This is a genomic window from Tumebacillus permanentifrigoris, assembly GCF_003148565.1.
GTDB classification, from domain to species: Bacteria; Bacillota; Bacilli; order Tumebacillales; family Tumebacillaceae; genus Tumebacillus; species Tumebacillus permanentifrigoris.
In genome coordinates this window covers 1-1,770 of the sequence record NZ_QGGL01000051.1, presented here as the reverse complement: position 1 = coordinate 1,770, position 1,770 = coordinate 1, and the positions used below count along the sequence as shown (strand labels likewise).

Below are 1,770 nucleotides of genomic sequence, written 5' to 3'. Positions count from 1 at the left end.
GACCGTATTTACCGATTGGTGAATCTGGTGCGAACAAGCAGGTTTACCTCGTTGCATTCATCGACGATGCGACACGTTATGTGTTGCATGCCGCTTTTTATCCAACTCTTGATCAAACGATCGTAGAAGACTGTTTTCGCTACGCGATTCAAACAAACGGAGTGCCTGAATCTGTCTACTTCGACAACGGCAAGCAATTTCGCACCAAAAGCATGGCTCGAACATGCGCCAAACTAGGCATTCGACTTCGGTTTACGAGGCCATACGCCGCCGAATCGAAAGGGAAGATTGAGCGCTTCAACAGAGTCATCGACAGTTTCCTAGCGGAAGTGGCGCTAGAAAAGCCCAAAACGCTCGACCAACTCAATTCGTTGTTTCAAGTGTGGCTCACCGAATGTTACCAGACAAAGCCCCACTCCGCACTTGATGGTCATTCAAGCCCGCAAGTAGCCTTTCGAAGCGACTCAACACCACTTCGACTTGTCGAAGAATCAATCCTCTCGGATGCGTTTTTACACAGTGAATCTCGAAAAGTGGACAAGGCCGGTTGTATCAGCTTCATGGGGAGGAAATACGAGGTTGGGCTCTCGTTCATTGGGCATAAAGTTGAAGTGGTCTACGACCCGCGTGACATCTCGACGATTACAATTGAGTACGACAATCACACACCATGGCAGGTGAAGGAACTGGTCATCAGTGAATGGGCAGGTAAACGACCTTCCTTGCCACCGACGATTGAAAGTATAGCCGCCGAGGGTTCACGTTTATTGGACGCTGCCGGGAAAAAGAATCAGGCAAGAAAAGAGCGCCAGACAAACGCTACCTCTTTCCGAAACATGAGGAAGGAGGCGAATCGAGATGTTTGAAGCGTTTTATGAGATGACGAGAACGCCGTTTTCTCGTGATATGCCCACCAATGAGCTGTATGCTTCAGTCGTTTTGGAAGAGACGCTCGAAAGGTTGGAATACACCGCCGAAAGGCAATGGTTTTCCGTTGTGACGGGCGACTGTGGAACGGGTAAAACGACAACAATCCGGCGGTTCGCGGATGTACTCGACTCATCGAGATTTAAATTGCTCTATCTATCCGATTCGAAGCTGACGCCGCGCCATTTTTACAAGGGTTTGCTTGAGCAGTTGGGGTGTGAAGCGAAGTTTTATCGAGGAGACAGCAAGCGGCAACTGCATCGGGAAATTGAATTGATGCGAGGAGTTCATCGCTTACAGCCCGTGGTGGTGGTCGATGAGGCGCATTTGTTGGACAAAGAGATGTTCGAAGAAGTACGGTTTTTGCTCAACTTCAAAATGGATGCTCAGAGTCCGATGGCATTGATCCTAGTCGGACAAAATGAGTTGTGGGACCGCCTGCAACTACAGATATTTACAGCAATTCGTCAAAGAATTGACCTTCAATGCAAACTGGTACATTACGACCGCGCACAAGTTGAGGCCTATATCGCACGTCATCTGGAGTATGCTGGCGTAAGCCGAGATATTTTCACGGATGGTGCAATCGATGAGATTTACCGTTATTCGAGCGGGACAGTCCGCTTGGTGAACAAAGCAGCAACACATAGTCTGATCTACGGTGCAACGAAAAAGCACCGGATTATTGACGACCACATGATAAAACGGGTTATCGCGGGAGAATTGACTTGATTCTCCCGTTTTTTCTTAACAGGGTTTGCTATGATCACGCGGTCATGATTCACGTCAACTCTTGGACAAAAGTTACCGTCAGTTTTCGGACATCAAAAGGCGGTAGTAACA

The 1,770-nt window shown here is 48.3% G+C and carries 2 protein-coding genes; both read left to right on the top strand.

The window, feature by feature from the left end; all coding sequences use genetic code 11:
* Positions 1 to 866 (top strand): DDE-type integrase/transposase/recombinase (locus C7459_RS22770; protein WP_146201074.1); only part of this gene is annotated, 866 nt, incomplete at its 5' end.
* Positions 859 to 1,659: an ExeA family protein gene (locus C7459_RS22765; RefSeq protein WP_109691464.1), complete on the top strand. Its 801-nt coding sequence runs from the start codon at positions 859 to 861 to the stop codon at positions 1,657 to 1,659. The genes C7459_RS22770 and C7459_RS22765, both read left to right, overlap by 8 nt.
* The last annotated feature ends 111 nt before the right edge of the window (positions 1,660 to 1,770 follow it).

Excerpts from the sequence above, each read along its gene's own strand:
- C7459_RS22765 (WP_109691464.1), top strand. The coding sequence starts at position 859 with ATGTTTGAAGCGTTTTATGAGATGACGAGAACGCCGTTTTCTCGTGAT.